The organism is Nocardia sp. NBC_01377, assembly GCF_045040005.1.
GTDB lineage: Bacteria > Actinomycetota > Actinomycetes > Mycobacteriales > Mycobacteriaceae > Nocardia > Nocardia noduli.
The window spans coordinates 2,995,275-3,017,633 of record NZ_CP109566.1 but is presented as its reverse complement, the minus strand read 5'-3'; the positions used below and the strand labels follow the sequence as shown (position 1 = coordinate 3,017,633).

Annotated in this window: 23 protein-coding genes; 11 read left to right on the top strand and 12 right to left on the bottom strand. The window is 67.9% G+C overall.

The genetic code is table 11. The features are described from left to right. Positions 1-160: 160 nt before the first annotated feature. The 4 genes from OG225_RS14035 to OG225_RS14020 all read right to left on the bottom strand — a co-directional run bounded on the left by OG225_RS14035 (position 161) and on the right by OG225_RS14020 (position 3,391). Positions 161-1,000 (bottom strand): SCO1664 family protein, encoded by an 840-nt coding sequence (locus OG225_RS14035; protein ID WP_405182064.1) that lies wholly within the window; start codon positions 998-1,000, stop codon positions 161-163. 3 nt (positions 1,001-1,003) lie between these two features. Continuing rightward, positions 1,004-1,588 carry a DUF3090 domain-containing protein gene (locus OG225_RS14030; protein WP_109525945.1) on the bottom strand — a complete coding sequence of 195 codons (585 nt, stop codon included), beginning with the start codon at positions 1,586-1,588 and terminating at the stop codon, positions 1,004-1,006. Positions 1,589-1,671: 83 nt separating this feature from the next. Then, the gene (locus OG225_RS14025) at positions 1,672-2,403 is read right to left on the bottom strand and encodes a histidine phosphatase family protein (protein WP_405182063.1); all 732 of its coding nucleotides are present in this window, start codon (positions 2,401-2,403) and stop codon (positions 1,672-1,674) included. Between the two features lie 52 nt (positions 2,404-2,455). Beyond that, positions 2,456-3,391, bottom strand: a complete 936-nt coding sequence (locus OG225_RS14020; RefSeq protein WP_405183264.1) for an undecaprenyl-diphosphate phosphatase — start codon at positions 3,389-3,391, stop codon at positions 2,456-2,458. Between the two features lie 472 nt (positions 3,392-3,863). On the opposite strand from OG225_RS14020, the gene OG225_RS14015 reads away from it, so the two are divergent. The 4 genes from OG225_RS14015 to OG225_RS14000 all read left to right on the top strand — a co-directional run bounded on the left by OG225_RS14015 (position 3,864) and on the right by OG225_RS14000 (position 7,949). Further along, positions 3,864-4,844 (top strand): aldo/keto reductase, encoded by a 981-nt coding sequence (locus OG225_RS14015; RefSeq protein WP_405182062.1) that lies wholly within the window; start codon positions 3,864-3,866, stop codon positions 4,842-4,844. A gap of 20 nt (positions 4,845-4,864) precedes the next feature. Continuing rightward, positions 4,865-5,938 (top strand): hemin ABC transporter substrate-binding protein, encoded by a 1,074-nt coding sequence (locus OG225_RS14010; RefSeq protein ID WP_405182061.1) that lies wholly within the window; start codon positions 4,865-4,867, stop codon positions 5,936-5,938. A 71-nt stretch (positions 5,939-6,009) separates the two neighbouring features. After that, positions 6,010-7,098, top strand: coding sequence for a FecCD family ABC transporter permease (locus OG225_RS14005; protein WP_405182060.1), 1,089 nt, complete (start codon positions 6,010-6,012; stop codon positions 7,096-7,098). Next, the gene (locus tag OG225_RS14000; RefSeq protein WP_405182059.1) at positions 7,095-7,949 is read left to right on the top strand and encodes a heme ABC transporter ATP-binding protein; all 855 of its coding nucleotides are present in this window, start codon (positions 7,095-7,097) and stop codon (positions 7,947-7,949) included. Before OG225_RS14005 ends, OG225_RS14000 begins: the two co-directional genes overlap by 4 nt. Positions 7,950-7,971: 22 nt before the next feature. Here the strand turns inward: OG225_RS14000 and OG225_RS13995 are convergent, their stop codons facing one another. Genes OG225_RS13995 through OG225_RS13980 form a run of 4 tightly spaced genes read right to left on the bottom strand, consistent with a single transcriptional unit; the run spans position 7,972 to position 11,409 of the window. After that, entirely contained in the window at positions 7,972-8,358 is a 387-nt protein-coding gene (locus OG225_RS13995; RefSeq protein WP_216911364.1) for a YrdB family protein, read from the bottom strand. 11 nt (positions 8,359-8,369) lie between these two features. Then, a complete protein-coding gene (locus tag OG225_RS13990; RefSeq protein ID WP_405182058.1) occupies positions 8,370-10,511 on the bottom strand; it encodes an MMPL family transporter in 2,142 nt (713 codons plus the stop codon). 7 nt (positions 10,512-10,518) lie between these two features. Next, positions 10,519-11,046, bottom strand: coding sequence for a hypothetical protein (locus OG225_RS13985; RefSeq protein ID WP_109525938.1), 528 nt, complete (start codon positions 11,044-11,046; stop codon positions 10,519-10,521). A gap of 6 nt (positions 11,047-11,052) precedes the next feature. Next, positions 11,053-11,409: a hypothetical protein gene (locus tag OG225_RS13980; RefSeq protein ID WP_216911367.1), complete on the bottom strand. Its 357-nt coding sequence runs from the start codon at positions 11,407-11,409 to the stop codon at positions 11,053-11,055. Positions 11,410-11,615: 206 nt separating this feature from the next. Here OG225_RS13980 and OG225_RS13975 point away from each other — a divergent pair, with 206 nt between their 5' ends. From OG225_RS13975 to OG225_RS13965, 3 genes are read left to right on the top strand one after another with little or no spacing between them, the layout of a single operon-like run. Beyond that, complete coding sequence (locus OG225_RS13975; RefSeq protein WP_405182057.1) at positions 11,616-12,638, top strand: hypothetical protein; 1,023 nt, start codon at positions 11,616-11,618, stop codon at positions 12,636-12,638. Next, complete coding sequence (locus OG225_RS13970; protein ID WP_109525935.1) at positions 12,639-12,887, top strand: DUF5703 family protein; 249 nt, start codon at positions 12,639-12,641, stop codon at positions 12,885-12,887. It abuts the gene before it with no gap. Positions 12,888-12,895: 8 nt separating this feature from the next. Next, the gene (locus OG225_RS13965; protein ID WP_405182056.1) at positions 12,896-13,972 is read left to right on the top strand and encodes a quinone-dependent dihydroorotate dehydrogenase; all 1,077 of its coding nucleotides are present in this window, start codon (positions 12,896-12,898) and stop codon (positions 13,970-13,972) included. A gap of 5 nt (positions 13,973-13,977) precedes the next feature. Here the strand turns inward: OG225_RS13965 and OG225_RS13960 are convergent, their stop codons facing one another. After that, complete coding sequence (locus OG225_RS13960; protein ID WP_216911370.1) at positions 13,978-14,319, bottom strand: hypothetical protein; 342 nt, start codon at positions 14,317-14,319, stop codon at positions 13,978-13,980. Between the two features lie 551 nt (positions 14,320-14,870). Between OG225_RS13960 and OG225_RS13955 the strand changes: the two genes are divergently transcribed. Continuing rightward, positions 14,871-16,355: a PfkB family carbohydrate kinase gene (locus OG225_RS13955; RefSeq protein ID WP_405182055.1), complete on the top strand. Its 1,485-nt coding sequence runs from the start codon at positions 14,871-14,873 to the stop codon at positions 16,353-16,355. Between the two features lie 75 nt (positions 16,356-16,430). Here the strand turns inward: OG225_RS13955 and OG225_RS13950 are convergent, their stop codons facing one another. Then, positions 16,431-16,739: a hypothetical protein gene (locus OG225_RS13950; protein WP_405182054.1), complete on the bottom strand. Its 309-nt coding sequence runs from the start codon at positions 16,737-16,739 to the stop codon at positions 16,431-16,433. Then, positions 16,739-17,011, bottom strand: a complete 273-nt coding sequence (locus tag OG225_RS13945; RefSeq protein ID WP_405182053.1) for a hypothetical protein — start codon at positions 17,009-17,011, stop codon at positions 16,739-16,741. Before OG225_RS13945 ends, OG225_RS13950 begins: the two co-directional genes overlap by 1 nt. A 463-nt stretch (positions 17,012-17,474) precedes the next feature. On the opposite strand from OG225_RS13945, the gene OG225_RS13940 reads away from it, so the two are divergent. The 3 genes from OG225_RS13940 (at position 17,475) to OG225_RS13930 (ending at position 21,761) form a co-directional block, all read left to right on the top strand. After that, positions 17,475-18,980: a PfkB family carbohydrate kinase gene (locus OG225_RS13940; RefSeq protein WP_405182052.1), complete on the top strand. Its 1,506-nt coding sequence runs from the start codon at positions 17,475-17,477 to the stop codon at positions 18,978-18,980. A 131-nt stretch (positions 18,981-19,111) separates the two neighbouring features. Then, positions 19,112-19,708 carry a GTP cyclohydrolase II gene (locus OG225_RS13935; protein WP_405182051.1) on the top strand — a complete coding sequence of 199 codons (597 nt, stop codon included), beginning with the start codon at positions 19,112-19,114 and terminating at the stop codon, positions 19,706-19,708. 223 nt (positions 19,709-19,931) lie between these two features. Further along, complete coding sequence (locus OG225_RS13930; protein WP_405182050.1) at positions 19,932-21,761, top strand: AMP-dependent synthetase/ligase; 1,830 nt, start codon at positions 19,932-19,934, stop codon at positions 21,759-21,761. A 54-nt stretch (positions 21,762-21,815) separates the two neighbouring features. Here the strand turns inward: OG225_RS13930 and OG225_RS13925 are convergent, their stop codons facing one another. Next, positions 21,816-22,352: a YbhB/YbcL family Raf kinase inhibitor-like protein gene (locus tag OG225_RS13925; RefSeq protein WP_216911375.1), complete on the bottom strand. Its 537-nt coding sequence runs from the start codon at positions 22,350-22,352 to the stop codon at positions 21,816-21,818. Positions 22,353-22,359 lie beyond the last annotated feature (7 nt).

Genomic DNA, 22,359 nt, shown 5'->3' with positions numbered 1-22,359 from the left:
CATGCGAAAGTATCGGGTCGGCGGCCGCGCCGATACGCCGGGGTCGCGGCAGCGGACTCCGATACGGATCCGGTCGGCCTCCTGCGCTTCGCGAGCGAACGGGTGCGCCCACTGCTGGACTGAACGGCAGTCCGCGCATGTGTGCACCGACTGCCGCGATTCAGAAAGCGGGCCAGGGTATCGGGCGGGCGCTGTGCGGCAACGGCATCGTGCGGTGTTCGAGCAGATCCTCGGTGCGCGCGACGAGGGCGTCGATCTCGGCGTCGGTGATATGCGGTGCCAGCGCGTCCGCGACCGGGCCGGGCAGGATCTCGGCGAAGGTCTCGATGTCGGCGAGCAATACGCCCGGCACCGTGGCGCCCGCCCATCCCCACAGCACCGTGCGCAGTTTGTCCTCGGCGTGCAGGCAGATACCGTGGTCGACCCCGTAGACTTGGCCGTCGCGTCCCTCGAGCGCGTGACCGCCCTTGCGGTCGGCGTTGTTGATCAGGACGTCGAGCACCGCCATCCGCTGTAGTCGCGGGTCGTCGGCGTGGATGAGCGAGACCTCCTCGCCCGCGCCGTCCAGTGCACGCAGCACTTCGGTGAAACCCTCGGGGACCGAGCCGGGAGCAACCAGGTCGACCAGGTCGAACCGGTCGCCGCGGCCGGTGTGATTGTCCACCGATTCGATCCAGCGCTGCACCATGCCCGGCCCGTACGGGCCGTCACGCAGGATCGTCTCCGGGATGACGTCCCAGCCCAGCGCGTCGGAGACCAGGTAGGAGCCCACCTCGCGACCCGCGAGCGTGCCGTCGGGGAAATCCCACAGCGGGCGCTCGCCGCGCACCGGTTTGTACACCACGCGCAGCGGCCCGGAATCCGCGCCGTCGTCGATATCGCAGACCAGCGTGACGTTACTGGCGACGTTGACCCGTCCGATCACCGTCATCTCCCCGGTACGCAGCCGCGCCCCGTCGACGGCGCCAGCCCGGTCGCTTCGCTCCTGCTCGACGGCCACGCACTACTCCTCTAGCTCGGCCGTGCCGAAGATCTCGCCGCGCTTGTACCCGTTGGTGCGCACACACATGTGTCCCCGCGACGACAGCGGTTCACCGCACAGCGGGCACGGCGGACGTCCGGCCGCGATCACGCGGGTCGAGCGCAGCGCGAATTCCCGTGCCTGGATGGGGGTCAGGAAGACCCGCACCGCGTCCGGTCCTTCTTCGGTGTCGTCGAGCACGACCGATTCGTCGACCTCGGTCTCGGTGATGGCGAGCAGTTCCACCACCACCGCGCCCGCGTCGGCGTCCCAGCCCAGGCCCATGGTGCCGACCCGGAATTCGGCGTCGATCGGCGTGACCAACGGATCGACGTCGCTGACGTCCTCCGCCTGCGGCGGCACGGTAGCGCCGAAACGGCGCGCGACCTCGTCCAGGAGCAGACCCATCCGGTCGGCGAGTACCTTCACCTGCTGCTTCTCCAGCAGCACGCTCACCACCCTCGGCTCCTGCACGGCTTGGAGATAGAACGCGCGATCGCCCGGCTCACCGACGGTCCCGGCGACGAAACGATCGGGGGTGCGAAATACATGGATTTCTCGTGCCATCTGCACCTCCTGATACGTGACCCTGATCGACTACCCACGGCGCCCGGTGTTCCCACACGCCACTCATACGTTGAGAAGCAATCTCATTGCTTCGCATTCCCATTATCCGCACCGGAGTCGCCGCTTATCTCCCCGCCGGGAACCGGGCCGCTCGTCGCGGCCGGTGCCGAACCGCCGTGGCGTTCCGGTGGAGCCAGCGCGCTCAGATCCGACCCGGTGTCGTTGAGCCGCCACACATAGGGGGCGGTCGGCGTGTAGCGGATCACACTGATCGACGCGGGTTCGACCACGATGCGCTGGAATCCGTCGAGATGGATCCCGAAGGCGTCGGCGAGCACGGACTTGATCACGTCACCGTGCGTGCAGGCCACCCACAGCACGTCACGGCCGTGTTTCTCGGCGTAGGCGCGCTCACGTTCGCGGATCGCGGCCACCGCGCGGGACTGCACCTGCGCCAAACCCTCTCCGTTGGGGAACACCGCGCCGGAGGCGTGTTGCTGCACGACCTTCCACAGCGGTTCGGTGAGCAGACCCGCGATCGGCTTGCCGGTCCAGTCGCCATAGTCGACTTCGATGATGCGGTCGTCGTACTCCGGTTCCAGCCCGAACTTCTCGGCGAGCGGTCCGACTGTTCGCTGACAGCGCAACAGCGGTGAGTGCACGATGTACTCGATCGGCAGCCCCGCGAGACGTTCGGCGACAGCCCGTGCCTGCTCGCTGCCTCGCTCGGTCAGTTCGACCCCGGCGCTGCGACCTGCGAGAGTGCGGGCGGTGTTCGATGTGGACACGCCGTGCCGCAGCAGGATCACCGTCATCGGTACAGCCTAATCGGCGCGGCGGGGTGCGGTCGGACCGCCGTGGCGGTACTCACGTCGCCGACACCACCCCGCCCGCGAGCAGACCCATGATGATCAAGCCGAGCACGATTCGGTAAGCGCCGAACCAGTTCAGCGAATACCGCGCTACGAACTTCAGCAGCCATGCCACCGACGCGTAGCCGACCGCGAAGGCCACCAGCGTCGCGACCAGCAACTGCGCGCCACTGGCGTTGAGTCCCTCCCCGGCGGGTTCGAAGGCGTCGGGCAGACTGAACAGACCCGAAGCCGTCACCGCCGGGATCGCGAGCAGGAACGAGAACCGCACCGCCGCTTCGCGTTCGAGCCCGAGGAAGAGGCCCGCCGAGGAGGTCGCGCCGGAGCGGGATACACCCGGTATGAGTGCCAGGCACTGGGCCAGACCCATGACGAGGCCGTCGCGGGTGGTCAACTGCTCGATCGGGCGGTTCTTGCGGCCGTAGTACTCGGCGGCCGCGATCACCAGCGCGAAGGCGATGAGCATGAACGACACCAGCCACAGATTGCGCGCGCCGGTGCGGATCTGATCCTTGAACACGAATCCGATGACGCCGATCGGAATGGTCGCGATGATCACGTACCAGCCGATGCGGTAGTCGAGTTCGCGCTGCGAATCCTCGTCGTTGCGGAAGTCGGCCGCGTAATCGCCGGTGATGACAGGCAATTTCCGCGTCGGCTGCTCCGACAGCGGCACGGTCTGCCCCGACCGTTCCCGCAGCCGCTTGGCGATGGTGCTGAACCAGGCGCGCACGATCCGCGCGATGTCCTTGGCGAAGTACACCAGGACCGCCGCTTCGGTGCCGAGCTGGGTGACGGCGGTGAAGGACGCGCCCGCGTCGTCGCCGAAGAACACCGCCGACACGATGCGCAGATGCGCGGAGGAGGACACCGGGAGAAATTCGGTGAGGCCCTGGACCAGGCCAAGTATCAGCGCCTGTACCCAGGTCATCGACTCGCCCACTGGTCTCCTCCGTTCCGCGCGGTACTCGGCCGCCCTCGCGGCCCGCCTCGCACCTGTTCTACCCGGTGTCCGAAATATCTGTTCCGAGTAAGCAATTGGTCAACCATGTGATCGAGCCGGTGTGAGCACCGGCGCAATCCCGCAGCGACAGTACATGCCGGAGCGCCCTATCCGCCGCCCGGGCGTGTCCTCGGATCCGGCGGCGGCGAATACCCCGCGAATATCGGTCGACGGCCGCGCGACCGTCATCGACGCGCGCACCACCCGATATGGGCCCGTCGCGACGCGCCCACCGTCACCGCGGGCGGTGCCGACTCGGTAAAACCGCTGCTCACACTGTGGCTCGCCGCCGAACCCTGCCGAGAGTCCCGGTTTCCTCGGCCCGCCGCGCGACAGGAGACGGACTTCGGGGTGCGCCGCGCATTACTCTTGGCGCCGTGACGAATGCGCGGACACGGTGATGGAACAGCGGACGGTCGGTTGCAGCGGCCTTCGGGTGTCCCGGATCGGACTGGCGACCCACACCTGGGGTTCGCAGACGGATTCCGACGACGCCGCCGGACAATTGGTCGCGTTCGCGGAAGCGGGCGGCACCCTGGTCGAGACCTCACCCGCCTACTCCGGCGGTATCGCGCAACGAATACTCGCCGATCTGTTCGGCGATGTGATCGGCCGCGACGAATTCGTCCTCAGCGGCAGCGCCGGAGTGGTCGCGCAGATCGACGCGCCCCTGGCGGAGCTGGAGTCGGGGGTGCCGACCCCCGAGACCACGCGACCGACGATCGACGCCTCGCGTCGGACCCTGCTGCGTCAATTGGACCGGACCCTGCTCGAACTCGGCACCGACCACCTCGACATCTGGACCGTCGCCGCCTGGGATCCGCGCACCCCGCTCGACGAGATCGCCGCGACCCTCGACTACGCCGTGCGGTCCGGGCGGGTGCGCTACGCGGGCGTCAGCGGATTCGGCGCGTGGCAGTTGGCGAGCCTGGCGGCGATCGCGCCGGTCGTCGTCGCGCAGACCGCGTACTCGCTGCTGGCCAGGGAGGCGGAGGACGATTTCGTTCCGGCCGCGCGCCACCACGGTGTCGGCGTGATCGCGACCGCGCCGCTGTCGGGCGGCATCCTGACCGGCAAATACCGCAATGGCGTTCCCGCCGATTCGCGCGGCGCGGACGAGGCGACCGCCGCCGAGATCCGGCTCCGGCTCGACGATCGCGCGACCCGGGTGGTCGACGCGCTGGTCACCGCGGCCGACGGTCTCGGCACGTCCCCGCTCGCGGTGGCACTCGCCTGGATCCGGGACCGGGTCGGCATCGCGAGCATGTTCGTCGGCGCCCGCGATATCGGGCAGCTGACCGGGGTGATGGCCGCCGAGACCCTGGAGCTGCCAAGGGCCATCGCGGCGGCACTGGACGACGTGAGCGCACGCGCGGAATGACGCGGATTAGGCTTGCCTACATGAGTGCGAGTCCAGGAGTTCCGTTCGTCCCGGCGCAGGCACCCCGCAGCGCCCGATCCGGCCTGCCGAGGTCGGTCGTCGCGGTACTCGCACTGGTCCTGCTCATCGGTTCCGCGGCCTGTGGCACCGACAGTTCGGCGACTGGTTCCGGGCAGGCCGGTCCGACCACCGCCGTGATCCAGAATCAGGATCCGGTGCCGATCGGACCGGAGCCGACGCCGACCCTGCCCGCGACGGTGCGTTCCTTCGACGGTGGGGAAGTCACCGTCACCTCCTCCGATCGCATCATCGCGGCAGACCGCTACGGCACCCTCGCGCAGACGGTGTGGGCGTTGGGCCTCGGTCCGAAACTCGTCGGCCGTAGCACCGCTGCCGCCTTCCCCGCCGTGGCGCAGGTGCCCAATGTCACCGGCGGCAACGGCTCGCTGAATGTGGAATCCGTGCTGGCGCTGCGGCCGACGGTATTCCTCACCGACACCACCAGTGCGGCGCCCGCTGTCCGCGAACAGTTGAAGACCGCCGGTGTGACGGTGGTCTACTTCGATCCGCAGCGGACCATGGAGGGTGTCGTCCCGCAGATCCAGGCCGTGGCGGGCGCCCTCGGTGTGCCCGCGGCCGGACAGGCGCTGGCTCGGCGCACGACCGACGAGATCGCGGCGGCGAGCGCGGCGGTGCCCGAACAGGACACACCCCCCAACATCGCCTTCCTCTACCTGCGCAGTACCGCCATCACGATGATCGCCGGACCGGGTTCGGGCGCCGATGCCCTGATCGCCGCACTCGGGGCGAACGACGCGGGCACCGCCGCCGGACTGAAGGAGCCGTTCACCGCGATCACCTCCGAGGCGATGATCAGCGCCGCGCCCGACGTCCTGCTCGTCATGTCCGACGGACTCACCTCGGTCGGCGGCATCGACGGACTCGAGAAGGTCCCCGGGATCGCGCAGACCCCGGCCGGCCGCAACAAGAGGGTCATCGATATGGCCGACTCGGTCCTGCTCAGCTTCGGTCCGAATACCGGCCGCGTCGTCGCCGCGCTCAGCGACGCCGTGTACGGCGCCCGCCCCGCATGATCGAAGCCGCTTCAGCGGGACCCGATCGCGGTAGCCGGGTCGGCGAGACCCCGCGGCCCGACGCCGCAGCGGTGTCCACGACCGACCGCGATCCCGAACCCGCGGCAACTCCCCCGAAATCCCGGGGTCGGTCCCGCGTCACGATCGTCTTCGCGGTATCGGTGACCACCCTGGTGCTGCTGGCGCTGGCCTCGGCCGCGATCGGTCAGGTGCCGACGACACCGTTCGAGGTCGCCGGCAGCGTGCTGCACCGTATCGGGCTGGACTGGGGTCCGATGCCCGCCCATCCCGCGGGCGAGGTGACGCTCTGGCAGGTCAGGTTCCCGCGTGTCGTGCTCGCGATGCTGGTCGGCGCGGCCCTGGCCACCGCGGGCGCGCTGCTCCAGGGCGTCTTCGCGAATCCGCTGGCCGAACCGGGAGTGATCGGCGTCTCGGCCGGAGCCGCGGTCGGCGCGGGCACGGTCATCGTGGTCGGCGGCGCGTTCGTCGCGGCCTGGTCGGTGGCGGCGGCGGCCTTCGTCGCCGGATTGATCACCACCGCGCTGGTCTACGCGCTGTCACGCTCGGGCGGACGGACCGAAGTCGTGACCCTGGTCCTCACCGGTGTCGCGATCAACGCGTTCGCGGGCGGGCTGATCGCGTTCCTGTTGTTCGTCGCCACCCCCGCGGCACGCGATCAGATCGTGTTCTGGCAGCTGGGCAGTCTCAACGGCGCCACCTGGCAGGCGGTGGGCGTGGTCACGCCGCTGGCCTTCGCCGGGGTGGCCGCCGCGATCCTCGTCGCACCCAGGCTCGACCTGCTCGCCCTCGGCGAATCGGCCGCCCGTCATCTCGGCGTCGACGTGGAACGGCTGCGCCGCAATGTGATCGTCATCGTCGCGGTGCTGACCACGGCGGGCGTCGCGTTCACCGGGATCATCCTGTTCGTCGGGCTGATCGTGCCGCACGTGGTACGGATGCTCGTCGGACCGGCACATCGGGTGCTCATCCCACTCAGCGCGATACTGGGCGCGGTCGTGCTGCTCGCCGCCGATGTGGCCGCCCGATCCCTGGTCGACAACGCGGATCTGCCGCTGGGCATGCTGACCTCCCTGATCGGCGGTCCGTTCTTCTTCTGGCTGCTGCGCCGGACCAGGGCACGCGCGGGAGGCTGGGCGTGAGCGTGCTCAAAGGGAGCCTCGGCGTATTCGGCCGGGTGCACGAGTTGCCGACGGCACCGGCACCGGGCACGGTGACACTGCGGTCGGCCGGGGTCAGCGTCGATCGGCGCGCGGAATCGCGGACGCGGCGGGTACTCGACACCGTGGATTTCGAGGTGGTCGCCGGGCAGGTGGTGGCGCTCGTCGGGCCCAACGGCGCGGGCAAATCGACGCTACTGGCCGCGCTCGCCGGTGAACTCGCACCCACCGAGGGTGTCGTGGAACTCGACGGGCGAGGGCTCGATCGGTGGACGCCGCTGGATATGGCGCGCCGACGCGCGGTGCTGCCGCAGAGTCACACCGTCGGATTCCCTTTCACCGCCCGCGAAGTCGTCGCGATGGGCCGGGCACCGTGGGCACGCACCGAACGCGACGCGCACGACGACGAACAGATTAGCGCCGCGCTGGCCGCCGCCGATGTCGAACATCTCGCGGCGCGGGCGTTTCCGACGCTGTCCGGTGGTGAGCGGGCCCGTGTCGCGTTGGCGCGCGTACTCGCCCAGGACACCGCGACACTGCTGCTCGACGAACCGACCGCCGCGCTCGATCTCGGCCACCAGGAGTCGGTGCTGCGCCTGGCGTCGGCCAGGGCCGCGGCGGGTGCCGCGGTCGTCGTGGTGTTGCACGATCTCGGTATCGCGGCCGCCTACGCCGACCGCGTCGCCGTCCTCGAATCGGGCCGCGTCGCGGCCGACGGTCCGCCGCGCGAGGTGCTCACCACCGAACTGCTCACCCGCGTCTATCAGCATCCGGTCGAAGTCATCGACCACCCGGTGACGGGCGCTCAGCTCGTCCTTCCGGTACGGCGCTGAGGAATTCCGGGCATCGCCCGGATCACAGCACCTCGGCCGGTCGGCGTGCGCCGGTCTCGACGATCAGACTTCCCTCCAGCGCGTATCGCGCGACCGCGTCGGCGGCCCACAGCGCGAAGAACACCAGCCCGGCCACGGTGGAGACAGCGACGGCCCAGGTGACGGCTCCGCCGCCGAACCAGATGATCTCCAACGCGATTCGCCACGGCCCGCGCAGCCGGAAGCGTGCGTCGCGGGCCGCTCCGAACAGCGCCCACATCATGATGAACAGCAGTGGCGCGACCACTCCGGCGACGATCCGCAGCACCGGCGCGCCGTCCAGGGTGAAACCCCAGACCGCCGCGCCCGCGATCACCCCCAGTTCCAGCAGGAACATCAGGAACAGGGCTGCGCCCTTGGCGATTCGCACGGCAGATCTCCTCAGCGCCAGATCAGTTTGAGCACCGCCGGTGTCAGCAGCATGCGGATCACCGTGGCGTCGAGGATCAGCGCGGCGATCATGCCATAGGCGATGTACTTCATCAGCACGAGGTCGGAGAACCCGAACGCGCCGGTGACCACGATGAGAATCGCTGCGGCAGAAGTGATCACGCCGCCGGTGTGGGCGATGCCGTAGCGGATCGACTCGGGCGGATCGGCCCCGCCCGCTCTGGCCTCCGCGACCCGGGACAGCAGGAACACCTCGTAGTCGGTGGACAGACCGAACACCACGGTGACGATCAGGGCCAGCACCGCGAACATCAGCGGACCCGGCGTGAAGTGGAAGAGTTCCGATCCGTGCCCCTCCACGAAGATCCAGGTGAGCACGCCCAGCGTCGCGACGAGACTCAACGCGCTCATCGCCACGGCCTTGAGCGCCAGGATGATCGACCGGAACGCCGCGTACATCAGCAGCAACGCGGCCAGTGCCAGCAGTGCCACCAGCAACGGCAGCCCCTCGAGCAGTCCGTTGATGCTGTCACGTTCCAACGCGGGCACCCCGGCGACCATCACCTCGACACCGGGTGGTTCCGGTATCGCGCGCAACGCGTCGATCACGCGGTCGGCGTCGCGTTTGTCGCCGAGCCCGGCGTTGAGGACGTTCACGCCGTCCTTGGTCGTGGCACTGGGTTCGAAACGCCCGGTGAGTCCGGGCACCTGGTTGGCCTCGTAGCGGATATCGCTGAGCTGCTGCGGATTCGCGCCGACGATCACCAGCTTCAGCGGTTCGGTGCGGAAACTCGGAAACAGTTCGTCGAATCGTTCCTGGGCGATCCTGGCCGGGTTCTCGGAGGCCAGGTACTTCTCGCTGATACCGCCGAATTCGATATGCCGGAACGGGATCGCGAGCGCGAGCAGCGCCAGCACGATCGGAATCGTCACCGCCCACGGCCGCCGCATCGCCCAGCGAGCGAGCCGGGAGAAGAATCCGGCGTCGATCTGCTCCTCGGTCTTGGTCCGCGAGAATCGCTTCCAGCCGAGGAAATCGATACGGCGGCCGGCGATACCGAGCGCCGCGGGCAGCGCCGTCACCGAGAGCAACGCGGCCAGCAGCACCGAACTGATACCGCCGTAGGGCACCGATCTGAGTACACCGTTGGGGAAGATGAACAGCGCGGCGAGACTGATGGCGATGATCCCGGCGGAGAACATCACGGTGCGTCCCGCTGTCGCCACGGTGCGCGCGGTCGCTTCCTCCACGGTGCGGCCCGCGGCGATCTCCTCGCGGAATCTGGTCACCGTGAACAATCCGTAGTCGATCGCCAGACCGAGACTGACCAGGGTCATGACGGTACTGGCGAAGACGTTCACGTCGATGATCCCGGTCAGCACCCGCATGATGCCCGCGGTGCCGAGGATGGTCATCCCGCCGATCAGCACCGGCAGCAGCGCGCCGACTATGCCGCCGAAGACGAAATACAACAGGATCGCCACCAGTGGCAACGCGATGAGTTCGGCCCGGTGGATATCGTTCTGCATCCCGGTGTTCAGACCGGCCAGGATCGGCTGTAATCCGGCCGTCTGCACGGTGGTGCCGCCCGGGCCCGTGCCGGGACCGCCCGCGCCCAGATCGTCCTTGATCGCCGCGTAGTTCTCGACGGTGGCGGTACCTTCGCCGCGCAGTCCCACGCTCGCGAAGGCGTGCTTGCGCGTGCCGTCGGTGGCATTGGCGGCGAACGGGCTGTCCCAATAGCTGTCGATCTTCAGGATTCGATCCGGATACTCGGCGAGCAATCCGGCCAGCGCGCCGGTGACCGCCGCGCGGACCTCGGGATCGTCGACCGTCGCGCCCTCGGGCGCGGTGTAGAGCAGGATCAGGTCGCTGTCGGTATCGCGGCCGAAGGTGTCGTCGGCGATCTTCGACGCGGCCACCGATTCGCTGCTCTCGTCGAACCAGCCCTCCTGTGTCAACCGTCCGGCCAGGTCACGTCCGTACCAGCCCGACAGCAGCACCGTGAGCACGAAGACGGCCAGCACCAGGTAGCGGTTGCGGTAGACGAAATACCCCCAGCGCAGGGATTTCGAATCCGGTCCCGCCGACGACGAGGACTCCGAACGCGACCGAACCCGCAGATTCACCATCGCTGGGCTATCCGCAGGCCGGGGTGCGGTAGTCGGCCGAGCGCAGGATGCCGCACAGATCGGTCCTCGAGATCTTCCATTTGCCGTCGATCAGCACGAAGTGCACGACGGTGGTGCGGATGACGGTGCCGCTGCCGTCCTTGTCCAAACGCATGGTCGCGGTCAGCGTGCCGTCGCGATTGTCGAACACCGGATCGGTCACGCCGTAGATGGCGCGCGGATTGTCCTGCAACGCCTTGTACATATCGGGGATGGCGTCCTTGAAGACGTTGCCGTCCTCGATCAGATCGGTGCGTTCGCTGTCGGGCAGCGCCGGATCCAGCGCCCGCTTGATCTGCGCGTCGAGTTGCGCCGCCGACGGCAACGGCGGGTGCGCCGCGCTCGACGACGCCGCCACCGACGAGGACAGCGATTGGTTGGCGCGCGAACGCGCGGCGTCGACGGACGCCTCGTCCGAACTGGAGTCGCAGGCCGAGACCACGGCCAGGACACCGGCCACGGCGAGGACGATTCGGGCGAGTCGTGTGGGTCGCATCACTTCCTAGATACCATCTATGACGGATCCGATCCGCCCCAGCAGGGCACGCACGGTCGTGACGTCCCGGTCCGCGACGGATTCGACCGGCGCGGCGTCGGGGATCATATCCCGGACCAGTGCCACGACACTGCGTTCGTCGTCGAGATCGACATCGGTGACCCGCACCGTGGCCACCGCGACCACGTCCTCGGGCCCCGGCACATCGGTGGTGAGATCGGCCCGGTAGATCTCGAGTGTGAGCGTCGACCTGACCGTGCGGAACGCGTAGGGCCTGCCGTCGGCCGTCGTACCGAATCCGTGCGCGTACCGGCCGACGGTGATGTCGTCGACGGCGAATTCCGGATGGTGGTCGGATTTCAACCGTGGCTCCCTCTCGGTGGCGTCGCGTGACGGTGGCTGGTGCTCGGTTCGGACCGGTGGTGGGTCGTTCGGGTGTTCCAACTTTAAGGTAACGCGGGTCACCGACAATCCGTGACCGCCCCGACCCCCGGTCCGCCACGGTGTCGCCCCGACATGGTCAGATGGTGTCGGTTCGGGATGTCACCTCGGTAGTTAGGAGTCGATGGATGCGCCGTCGCTCGGTTCCCTGTGCGCTGGTGGGCGCGGCGGTACTGGCTTTGCTGGCCGGATGCTCCTCCGACGGGGACACACCCGACCTGCCCACCCGCGATCCCGCCGTCGCCGCGGTCGCCCCCGCGACGACGGCGAAACCGGCGGGCCAGGTGGCGGCCCGCACTGGTCCGGTCGGCGCGCTGCTGACCGAATCGGGTACCGGGCAACTCGTCGCACTCGATGCGAACACGCTCTTCGTGCTCGATCCGGCGAATTTCCAGGGTGGCGCCCAGGCGGGCAGACCGCTCGCGCTCCCCGCCCCGGGCACGGCACTGGCGCAGGGTAAACCGGGCGAAGTCCTGATTCCCGCCCGTGACCGCGTCCTGCGCGTGGACCTCGCGACCGGGGTGAGCACCCAGATCACCGTCGACGGCGACGTCAGGTCGGTGGCGTACCGGCCCGACGGCACCCTGGTCGTCGGCACCGCCGACGGGAAGGTCCGCACCCTCGCCGCCACCGGGGAGGTGCTGGGGACCGTGTCGGGTCTGGCCTCGGCCGACGTCCTCGCCCAGACCCCCGACCACCTCACGGTTCTCGACCGACGCCAGACCTCGATCACCGAGATCGACCCGGGCAAGGATCGGCTCGGACTGGCCCTGCGCGCGGGCGACGGCGCCACCGACATGATCGCCGACCACTTCGGCCGGATCATCGTGACCGATACCGCGGGCGGCGAACTCCTGGTCTACACGACCGGACCTCTCGTACTGCGCCAGCGTTTCCCGGTAGGATCGTCGCCTTACGCACTCGCCTACGATCGACGGTCCGAGACCGTGTGGGTGACGTGCACGCAGAGCAACGAAGTCGTCGGATTCGATCTGTCGACGGGTATACCGAAGGAAGTGGGCCGCTTTCCGACCGTGCGCCAACCCGATTCGGTGACCGTCGACGAACGCACCGGTGATCTGTTCGTCGGATCCGCGACCGGTGACGGTCTGCAGCGGATTCCCGCGGACGAGCGGAAGAGAGGGCAGTAGATGGCGCCGAACACCTCCCGCGGGGCACTACCGGCGAGCTGGGAGACCACCAGCGACGATTACGAGTATGTGCCGCTGCGACTACCCAAGGACGTGAACCGGGTCACCGCGTCGATGCGCCTGGCGATCCAGGCCGAATTCGGCGGCTGGGAGCTCTCACGGGTGCGCGCGTACACCGACGGGAGTCGTCGGGTGTTGTTGCGCCGCCGAAAATCGGCGACGCAACCCCAGTCAGAGCCGGGGATGTGACGCGGCCGATGTACACACTGGTGCTTCGCTTGATGTTCCTGGTTCCGCCGGAGCGGATCCATCATCTCGTCTTCGCCGCGATGCGCCTGGCAGCGCGTTTCGCACCCGCACGCTGGGTATTGAACCGGCTGCTGGTGTCCGACGACCCGATCCTGCGCAACACCGCGTTCGGTGTCGACTTCCCCGCACCGCTCGGTCTGGCCGCCGGTTTCGACAAGAACGCCGACGGCGTCGATGTGTGGGGTCCGCTCGGCTGGGGTTTCGCCGAGGTCGGCACCGTCACGGCGCAGGCGCAACCGGGTAATCCGGCGCCTCGGCTGTTCCGGCTGCCCGCCGATCACGCGCTCATCAACCGGATGGGGTTCAACAATCACGGTGCGGCGCGCGCCGCCGGACAACTGCGGGCGCGGACCAGCACGGTGCCGATCGGCGCCAATATCGGCAAGACCAAGATCGTCGAACCCGCCGACGCGGCCGCCGACTACGCGACGAGCGCGGCACTGCTCGGACCGCTCGCCGATTTCGTCGTCGTGAACGTCAGCTCGCCCAATACGCCGGGCCTGCGCGACCTACAGGCCGTCGAATCCCTGCGGCCGGTGCTGCAGGCGGTACTCGACGAGGTCCGGGTTCCCGTCCTGGTCAAGATCGCCCCCGATCTGTCCGACGACGATATCGACGCCGTGGCCGACCTCGCGGTCGAACTCGGGCTCGCGGGCATCGTGGCCACCAACACCACCATCCGTCGCGACGGCCTGCGCACCGACGCCGCCGAGGTCGCCGCGATGGGCGCGGGCGGTCTGTCGGGCGCGCCGGTGGCCGACCGTTCCCTCGAGGTACTGCGCCGTCTCTACCGCCGGGTCGGTGACCGCGTCGTCCTGGTCTCGGTGGGCGGCATCGAAACCCCCGACCAGGCCTTCGAGCGCATCCTCGCCGGGGCCACCCTGTTGCAGGGGTACACCGGTTTCATCTACGGCGGACTCTTCTGGACCCGCAAGGTCCACCGCGGGATCGCCGACCGCCTGCGCGAGCGTGGTTTCTCCTCGATCGCGGAGGCGGTCGGCGCCGAGCACGTGACGCAGGCCTGACTCCCCTACCCGCGCACTCGCGGTGGTTCGATCACCCGTCGCCCGAACCCGGGGCCGCCCGCGCGCCGACGGGGTGACTGCTCGTCCCTCTCGTCGTTCATCCGGCCCAGGATCTGTGTCGCCAGCAGGATCAGCGCCTGTTCCACGGTCAGACCGAGCGCGGCGGCACGAATCTCGGCGGCGGCGTGCAGGGCCGGATCGTGCACCCTGGCCAGATCGCTGAGCATTTCGTCGAGTTCCATGCCTGCCAGCGCCTGGTCCCGGGTGAGCTCACGGTCCGGCAGCCAGCTCAGCCGCCAGACCTCCTCGTCCGATCTTGTTGTCCGGCGCGCCGATTCGGGTGTCACGCCGCTGATCATCATTCGTGTGGTGATGTGTAACTTCATCACTGCCTTCGGGTCTCACAGCAGAGCAGGAACTGCTCGAGGGAATTCGTGGTCGTCCGGCACTGCCCGGTGACCGCGCGAAGGTCATCGGTGCGTGTCGGAATGCCTGGGTGCTGACGGTTTCGCGGAACCGTCCCCGCGGGTGCTCGAGTGCTGTCGCCGGTGGCATACCCACCGGTCACTTCGGCGGCCACGAATGTCCTCGTCGATCCTGATCCCGTGGCACCGGCCCGCCCGCGTCGACGTGCTCGGTGCACCGTGGATCACGGCCCTGTGGATCACGGTGATCACCAGATCCTCCCTGACTGGTGGACGACGTAATCGCCTGACTCCCAGTGTGTCCGGTGCTGCGGCGAGATGCCACCGATTTCCGGGCAGTTGCCGAGGACGTTCAGGGCAATTGCCCCCGCCACGTGGGTGTTTGCCGGAAAAGGTGTGGCCTAGCCCCCTTACGCGGAATATCGTTGGGGCAGGCGCATATCGGCCGAACGCCAGAAAGGCGGATCGCGCGCATGACATCGCAGGACGCCCGAACGGTGATGATTCGCGACATCCTCACGCGCCTGTGCACCTACTACGGCCTCAAACCGGAACGCCTCGGCAGCACCGAGATCGACGTCGGGCCGCTGCTGGAACTGGCCGTGGTCCGCGAGCACGCGCGCAGGACCGGGACATCGCCGGGCGCCTCCATGCTGCCGGTGGTGCGCGACACGGCCAGGATGCTGCCGCCGACCGATCTGCTGATCGCCGACGCCACGCTCTCACTGGGCCATTTCCGCGGGAACCCGCCCGATGGCATCGATCTGGACCAGCTCTACGCCGACCGTCTCGGCACCCGCCGGGAATATCTCGTCCAACAGTGGCGGCCCCTGCACGAGGCATTGCACGCCGAAACCATCCCGGCGACACCGACGGTCAAACGACTGCGGACCACGACCGAGAGCGACACGTTCACCGCACTGGCGACACTGCTGGCGACCGGCTCCGGTCACGTCCCCGGCACCGCCGCGAGCGGTAAAATCCTGGTGTCCCTACCGGATTCGATGCCGCGCGCGGGACAGGTGACCGTGATCGGCGATACCGTCATCGACGACATCTACCGCGTGGACCGCTTTCCCTCGGTCGAGACACCCGCCGAGGCCGACTACATCGGTCATCCCGGCGGCAAGGGACTCAATCGCGCGGTGGCCGCCGCACGGCTCGGACTCGACGTGCACCTGCTCTCGGTACTCGGCGACGACGACAGCGGCCGCGATATCCTCGACTACCTGGCGCGCGAGGGCGTGCGCCGGGATCTGATCAAGATCGCGCGTGGCGGAGCGACGGCAAGGACGGCCGTGATCATGAACGCCAGCGGCGACACCCTGCTCATCGGCTCCCGCGACGAACGCAGCACCCTGGAGTTCTCCGACGTCGACACCGCGGCAACCGTCGCCGTGATGGAAAGTTCCGATGTCGTCCTGCTGACCTTCGAACATCCCAGGGGCATCACCGAACGTGTACTCGCGATGTTGCGCCGGATGCACCCCGCACCGCAGGTGATCCTGTGCCCCACGCCGAGTGTGGCGGTGCCGCAGGATCTCTACCGTTACTTCGACGCCGTCGACTACATCGTCGCGACCCCGACCGAACTCGCCAGGATGCTGCCCGACCAGCCCGCGGCGAGCAGCGCCGACAGCGCGCGCAGACTGCGCGGCCTCGGCGTGCGAGTGGTCTGCGCCATCGAGGAATTCCGGTGCGCGGTCTGGTCGGAAGAGGTCACCCTCGACATCGCGCATTTCCAGGGCGCGCTGAAACAGGCTCCGGGCGCCACCGCGGCCTTCGCCGCGGCCCTGGCCTATCGCATCGCAGTCTCGGACGGTCCGCTCGGGCGCGACGACATCGTCTGGGCGACCGCGGCGATGATCCCGACCCAGAAACTGGGCCCTGCGGCGGCGACCATGCCGGAGAAGAGTCAGGTCGACGCGATCGTCGCACTGGCGGGAGATCGCGGCTGACACCCGCCACCTCCGTGTTCGGGCGGGTCGCGCGACGGGCTCGCCCGAAGGCGACAGCGCCGGAATACCTGGCAGCTAAGCGACTTCCGCCGCGCGAAGCCGGGCGACCATCCGCTCGGTCAACAGCAGCAGCGCGTCCTGCCAGCCGATCTCGAGTACATCCGCGCGATCGGCGATCGCCGCGTGCGCGATCGAATCGTGGACCAGACCGGGGTCGCTGAGGAATTCGTCGAGTTCCATCCCCGCCAGTGCTTCCTCGCGGAGCAGCAGGCGGCCGGGCAGCCAGCTCAGGCACCAGGGACGACGAGCCCGGAGGGGCTGACGGTAGGCGTATTCGGGGGAAAGATCGCTGGTCATCTTCCAGTCGGTCGCGTGCACGGTCATTACTGCTCCGGTATCAGGTCCAGCTGCTCGAGTGGGATTCCGAGTTGTCCGGCGGTGTGGACGGCCCGTAGGAACGTGCCGTTGTCGTACCGGAACGATCGGGTGCTGACGATCTCCGCGAGATCCATCCCCGCGAGGGCCTGCTCACGGGTGAGCAGGCGATCCGGCAGCCAGCTCAGCCGCCACGATTTGAGCCACTTGTCGGCGACGCGATGCGCCCCGTGCTCGGTGATATCGCTGGTCATCGACCAGTCGGTGACGAATATGGTCACGAATTGCTCCTATCGAGCATCCGCAGGTAAGCGATCATTGTCCGAATATCCACGCCGACAGGACTTTCCGGCGGGAGAGCGTTCGAGTTGCCGCGGCCGGGAATCCGGCCGGACGTTCCGCGTCGACGGCACCGGCGAGCGATCGGCTCAGCCTGGGAAGTTCGACTCCGCTTCGCTGCCGGGGCGGTGCTGTCCACGCCGCCGATTACGTCGCTTCACGAGATTCATTCTGATCACCAGACCCTCCCGAGCTGCTGGTGGGCGATGTTCCGCTGATACCAGTGTGGCTGGTTCCGCGGACAATCGCTACTACCTATTTGCCAATTGACATCTCAACTATGTCAATTGGCATGTCAGACTTATGGTGTTCACCGTCAATAGTCTGGATAAACCAGCAAATGCCGCCTATGGTGGGCGCGGACGATGAATGAACGCTTCGCCACGGGGAGGAGTCGATCGACCGATGGCGGCCCAGGACTCGGCGACCGTCGCCGTGCGCAACGTCCTCGCCCGGCTCGGCAAGCACCGAGGTCTCGCGGAGGGCGCCGACCGGCTCCGCACCACGCAGGTCGACATCGCCCCCCTCTTGGAACTACCGGTCGTCGAGGACCGCGCGCGGCGTGACGACCTGCCTCCGAACGAAGTCGTGCTGTCGGTTGTGCGAGAATTCGCCCGGCGACTGGCACCCACCGACCGCCTCATCGCCGACGCGGCGCTGGCCTTGGGCCTGCTTCGTGAAAACCCCCCGGTCGGTATAGATTTCGATCTCCTCTACGCCGCCGATCTCGGCGCACGCCGGGAGTATCTGACGCGACAGTGGCTTCCACTCCACGAAAGTCTGGGCGCCACAGCGATTCCGACCCGGCCGACCGTCCGAACCCTGCGCGCGACACCGGAGCGACGAGCGTTCACCGCCCTGGCCGCATTGCTGGCAGCCGGAATCGAGGTCGAGCCCGAAGATCTTGCTCCGCGCGCCGATTCGGCGTCGACGACCTTGGGAACGGTCACGGTGATCGGCGCCGCCGTGATCGACCACACCTACCGCACCGATCACATTCCCACCGCCGACGGCAGGCCCGCGCTCGGACGGTTCAAGGAACAGATCGGCGGGAAAGGTCTCAACCGGGCCGTCGCCGTGGCGCGTCTGGGTTTCCAGGTCAGGCTGATCGCGGCCGTCGGCGACGATCCCGCGGGCAGGCGTATCCTGCGCTACCTCCGCAAGGAGGGCGTCGATACCGAACTGGTCAAGATCGTGCCCGGTGAATCGACCCCGGTGGCCGCGGTCATCATGGCGGGCAATGGGACCAGCGCCGTCATCGGCAACGTGGACGACGCCGTCCGGATCGATCGGGAAGATCTGAACGCGCCCGCGGCACACCGTGCGATCACCGAGGCCGACGCGGTGCTGATGACCTTCGAACAGCCGATGACGATCATCGAACACACGCTGGAGATCCTGCGTTCGGTCCCGGACGGACCGTGGCTGCTGGTGCAGCCGACACCGTCGATCCCGTTTCCGCAATACCTGTACGAATTCTTCGATCGCATCGACTACCTGATCGGCAGCGAGCAGGAGTTGCGCGGACTGCTGTCGAAATCCCGTACCAAATCCGATGATTCGGGTAACCCACCGGATATTCCCGAGCAGCTGCTCACCCTCGGCGTCGAAACGGTCTGCACCGTACAGGGATTCGAGTGCACGGTGCATTCCACCGACAAGAACGTCATCGACATCCGACGCTTCGCCGCCGCCCAGCTCGACGAATCACTGGGCGCGCGAGCCGCGTTCATGGCGGCCCTCGTGCACCGACTGGTCACCCGGGACCGGCGCGCCGATCGCGAAGCCTTCCGGTGGGCGACCGCCGCCATGGTCGCGACCCAGTCGTTCGGCGACATTCCGGGCGCGATGCCCGACACCGGGCGGATCGATCGCATCGCGCGATCACCGATGGACGACGGCGGCGGCTGAGAGAACCCGGCGACGCGCCGCGCGAATCGGAAACCTCCACCTGCTCAGTCGGTCACAATGTCGTCACAATCTGGCAATATCGTCTCGCCCAACCCATCCGGGAGAAGTCCCGTTCACGATTCGGAGGAGCATTGACCATATCCGGGTGCAGTCTCGAAGATACCGAACACCGGTTGACGCGCAAGGGGCGCGAGCTGGTGATTCGGGTCGCGGAACTGCCCGACCCTCACGACGGCGGGCATATTCTCGTGATCGGCGATATCGCCGACAATTGCCTGGTACGGATACATTCTCGATGCCTCTACGGAGACGCGCTACAGTCCGACGACTGCGACTGCGGGCCCGAACTGGACCTGGCCATGGACCTCATCCAGAACGAGGGTTCCGGCGTGCTCATCTACCTCGAACAGGAAGGTCGCGGCGCCGGGCTGATTCGCAAGGCGATGGGGCTGCACACCAGCGAACAGGCGGGACTCGACACCTACGAGAGCTACGCGCGGCTCGGCATTCCGTTGGATTCCCGACGCTACGACGCCGCCGCCAAGCAACTGTTCGATCTGGGCCTGAGCCAGATCCGTTTGCTCACCAACAATCCCGCCAAGGTGGACGCTCTGCGGGCCTCGGGTGTGCGAGTGTCGGTGGTGCCGTTGGTGACCGAACCCAAGAGCGAACGGGCACGCCGATACCTGCGGGCCAAACGCGACTTCGGGATGCACTGGTTGCCGTGAGGATCTCCGGTCGCTCTACGTACTTCCGCCGCCCGATTCGCGAATAACGGACACCATTTGTCCCATTCTCTGGCTACGATAAGTGAGCCGCGCCACTCGATGACGCGCCGACCCGCGAGACGATGACAAACGCACCGCCACATTCTGTCGTGGTTGCGGGTCCAGCCGGCACACTGCGGGCGCATCGAGATCGGCTCACGACAGAGTTACCGGGACAGGGAAGATGAGCACAACAGAAATCGGTTTCGCACACGAGTCCGGCAAGACGGTGTACACCGTGCCCGAGGCATTCCAGGAGACAGCGAGATTGCGGCCGGATCAGGTCGCGTTGCGCACGGTCGGCGGCACCCTGGAGATCACCTGGAAGCAGTACGCGGAGCGGGTCGAGGCGCTCGCCACGGGGCTCGCCGCCCTCGGCGTCGGGCCCGGTGACACAGTCGGCATCATGCTCACCAACCGGCCCGAATTCAACCTGATCGACACCGCCGCGCTGCACGTGGGCGCGACGCCGTTCTCGATCTACAACACCAGCTCCCCCGAGCAGATCACCCATTTGTTCACCAACGCGGAGAACAAGGTCGTCGTCACCGAGAACGCCTTCCTCGACGTGATCAAGGCCGCCGGGGTGCCCCTCGAGCACATCGTGCTGGTGGACGGGCAGGCCGAGGGGACGGTGTCGCTGGCCGATCTGGAATCGACCCCGGCCCCCGACTTCGACTTCGCCGCGGCCTGGCAGGCGGTGAAGCCGGAGGATCTGGCGACCCTGATCTACACCTCGGGCACCACCGGCCCGTCGAAGGGTGTCGAGATCACCCACCGCAATGTGCTCGCCCAGATCATCGCGCTCGTCAAGGGACCGCTTCCGGTCGGGCCGGACGACCGCGCGATCTCCTATCTGCCCGCGGCCCATGTCGCCGATCGCATCTCCGGGCATTCGATCAGCCTGCTGACCGGCATCCTGATCACCACGGTGCCCGATCCTCGCGAGATCGCCGTCGCGCTGCCCGACGCCCGCCCCACCGTGTTCTTCGGTGTTCCGCGCGTGTGGCAGAAGATCAAGGCCGGTATCGACGGCAAGCTGGCCACCGAGGCGAGCCCGGTCAAGAAGGCGCTCGCGCAATGGGCGGTCGAGACCGGCGTCGCCGCCGCGCGGGCCGACCTGTCGGGCAAGGGCCGCGGCCTCGTGCTGGGAGTGCAGTACAAGATCGCCGACGCGCTGGTGCTGTCCAAGCTGCGGCACGCGCTCGGCCTGCAGAACCTCAAGGTGGCGGCCTCGGGTGCGGCGGCGATCCCGCCGGAGACGCTCGAATACTTCCTCGGACTCGGACTCGCCGTGAGCGAGGTCTGGGGTATGTCGGAGACGACCGGCGTCGGCACCTTCACCGAATTGGACAAGCCGCGCCCGGGTTCGGTCGGCCGCGCGGTCGACGGGCTGGAGATCCGACTCGGCGAGGACGGTGAACTGCTGGTACGCGGCGCGATCGTCACCCCGGGCTACCGCAAGCAGCCGGACAAGACCAAGGAGGCGCTCGACTCCGACGGCTGGCTCGCGACCGGGGACGTGGCGACCATCGACGCGGACGGCTACGTGCGCATCGTCGACCGCAAGAAGGAACTGATCATCAACGAGGCCGGGAAGAACATCTCCCCGACCAATATCGAGAACGCGGTCAAAGCGGGATCGTCGCTGGTCGGCCAAGTGGTCGCGATCGGCGAGGCCAAGCCCTACATCTCGGCGCTCATCGTGCTCGACCCGGATACCGCGGCCATCCGCGCCAAGGAATTCGACGCCCCCGCCGACGATCTGATCGCGCTGGCGAACCGCAAGGAGATCATCGACGAGATCCTCGCGGCGGTCGTCGCCGGGAACAAGAAGTTGTCGCGGGTGGAGCAGATCAAGCGCTTCACGGTGGTCGGCACGCCGTGGGAGCCGGGCGGGGACGAGTTGACCCCGACCATGAAGCTCAAGCGCAATCCGATCGCCGCGAAATACGCCGAGGAGATCGTCTCCCTCTACGCCGATCCGTTGCCCGAGACCGTGATCAACGTCTGAACCGACGACGAGAGCGGTGGCACCGAGCACTCGGTGCCACCGCCCTTCGGTCTACTACTTCTGTTCGTAGGTGGCGACCAGAACCGCGCGCGCCAGGGTGTGGGAGAACAGATTGAAGCCGAGGAATGCGGGCGTGGCCGTCGCCTCGATACCCAGGCTCTCCACGTCGACCGCGTGGACGACGATGAAATACCGGTGCGGGCCGTGTCCGGGCGGCGGGGCGGCGCCGACGTAACCGGCGAAGCCGCCGTCGTTGTTCAGGGTGATCGCCCCGGTCGGCAGCGTGCCGCCCTCCGAACCCGACCCCGCGGCCAGCGAGGTGACATCGACCGGAATGTCGGCGACGGCCCAGTGCCAGAAACCCGAGGCGGTCGGCGCGTCCGGATCGTAGACGGTGACCGCGAAACTCTTGGTCCCCTCGGGGAATCCGGACCAGGACAGCTGCGGCGTGATGTCCTTGCCGCCCGCGCCGAACACTCCGCTGACCTGGTCGTTGCTCAGCGCGCCTCCGTCGGTCACGTTCTCGGAGGTCAAGGTGAAACTCGGGACCTGCGGGAGTGCGTCGTATGGATTGTGGCGGTTGTCGGTCATCTTCTCT